The organism is Candidatus Eisenbacteria bacterium (genome assembly GCA_016867495.1).
Lineage (GTDB): Bacteria > Eisenbacteria > RBG-16-71-46 > CAIMUX01 > VGJL01 > VGJL01.
The window spans coordinates 1-2,042 of the sequence record VGJL01000322.1 but is presented as its reverse complement, the minus strand read 5'-3'; the positions used below and the strand labels follow the sequence as shown (position 1 = coordinate 2,042).

2 protein-coding genes are annotated in these 2,042 nt (G+C 68.3%); both read right to left on the bottom strand.

Annotated features, from left to right (window positions below; genetic code table 11):
* A partial coding sequence (gene ptsP, locus FJY88_13900) for a phosphoenolpyruvate--protein phosphotransferase (protein ID MBM3288419.1) occupies positions 1 to 1,473 on the bottom strand: 1,473 nt, incomplete at its 3' end.
* Positions 1,470 to 1,766, bottom strand: coding sequence for an HPr family phosphocarrier protein (locus FJY88_13895; GenBank protein MBM3288418.1), 297 nt, complete (start codon positions 1,764 to 1,766; stop codon positions 1,470 to 1,472). The genes FJY88_13895 and ptsP, both read right to left, overlap by 4 nt.
* Positions 1,767 to 2,042 lie beyond the last annotated feature (276 nt).

The following is a 2,042-nucleotide window of genomic DNA, read 5'->3' as shown; positions in this document are numbered from 1 at the left end:
GAACGGATCGTACAGATGGGCGATCGTCTCGTTCCCGCGATCGACCGCAAGCGAGTACTGGATGAGGTCGTTCGATCCGATGCTGAAGAAGTCGGCCTCGCGCGCGAGGAGATCGGCGATCGCGACGGCGGCGGGAATCTCGATCATCACCCCGAGCGGCACCGACTCCGGCACCGCGTGTCCCTCTCCGAGGAGCTCCGCCGTGCACTCTCCCACGATGCGCCGCGCCTGCCGAAGCTCCTCCACGGAGCTGACCATGGGGAGCATGATCCGGACGCTGCCGGCCTGCGCGGCGCGCAGGATCGCGCGGATCTGCTGCCGGAAGATGTCGGGATGGGCCAGGGAGAAGCGTATCCCCCTCATGCCGAGGAAGGGATTGTCCTCGCGCGTGGTGCCGAGGTAGGAGGCCAGCTTGTCGCCTCCCAGGTCCATCGTCCGGATCGTCACGGGCCTTCCGCGCATCCGGCGGACCGCCTGGCGGTAGGTGCGAAGCTGCGTCTCCTCATCGGGCAGGCGCGACTCTCGGATGAAGAGGAACTCGGTCCTGTAGAGCCCGACTCCCTCCACCCCCGCCTCGTAAGCCTCCGCCGCGTCCTCCGGGCTCTCGATGTTCCCCTGAAGGACGACCTCCCGCCCGTCGAGAGTCGTCGAGGGCTTCCCGGCAAGGGCCGGGAGGCTGCGGGCGCGACGATCCCGCGCCGCCTGTTTCTTGCGAAACTCCTGCAGATCCGCAGGGGATGGGCGAACGATCACCTCCCCGGCCGATCCGTCCACGAGGATCGTATCGCCCTCCCGGATCAGTCCCGCCAGTTCGCGCAGCCCGACCACCGAGGGAATTCCCCTGCTGCGCGCGAGGATGGCGACGTGGGAGGTCGGCCCGCCATGGTCGGTCACGAACGCGAGGACCCTCTCGCGATCGAAGAGGGCGGTCTCGCTCGGCGTGAGGTCCCGCGCGACGACAACGACGGGATGGTGCGGCAGGCGTTGCGGATCTCCCTGGTCCGCTCCGAGTTGTCGGAGGATCCGCTTCTTGACGTCCTTGAGATCGATGGCGCGGCTCCTGAAGTAGTCCGTCTCCGAAGCCTCGAGCGTCGCAGCCTTGCCTCGGAAGACGCGACGCACGGCCGACTCGGCGTCGAGGAGATCCTGCTCGATCAAGGCGACGACCTCCCGCAGGACGACCTGATCGTCGAGGATCATCAGGTGGGCATCGAGGATCTTGGTGCCGGGATCTTCGGGATCGACGATGAGACATTCCTTGATCGCCTGGATCTCGTCCCGCGCCCTGCGCACCGCGACGCGGAAGCGGCGGATCTCCCCGCGGACTCCCCGCGCCGCCACTTTCCTCTCTTCGAAGGTGGCCTCCTCGTGGTGAACGACGTGGGCCGGCCCATCGATCAGGCCCGGCGACGCGGGGACGCCGTGGGCGCGGATCGTCTCCCCTCCGCGTGTCTCGCCTGCTCGCTTGGTCATCCGGGTCTCTCCTCGCCCGCCCCCAGCTTCAGCTCCCCGAATCCCCCGTGCACAAGATCGACCAGGGCCTCGACGGCCTCGACCTCATCGGGTCCATCCGCCGAGATCGTCAGGAGGGCCCCCGTTTCAGCCGCCAGCATCATCACCCCCATGATGCTCTTGCCGTTGATGGTCAGATCGCCGTGCCTCACGAACACCTCGGCTCGAAACTGGGCGGCTCTCTTGACGAAGAGGGCCGCGGGCCGAGCATGGATGCCGGGCTGGTTCGTCACGGACACGCTTCGCTCGACCACCTCGCGCGATACCTCCCCTTCCAGAGAAAGCGCCGCAGTCCACTACCCTCGATTGCGGAGCATGAGCCCCTCGAGGAGCCACCAGGCCGCCCCCATCGCGAGCGCCAAGGGAGGCGCGACCTTTGTCGGATCCCCGCCCCGGCCGATGAGCCAGACGGCCAGGAGAACGCCGACCGCGCCGGCAAGGGCATCCCCCAACCTCCCCGCCGCGAGGAGCGGCGCGAGCCAAAGGCCGGCGAGCCCCCCGATCGCGATCGCGAGCAGCCTAGCGAGGGA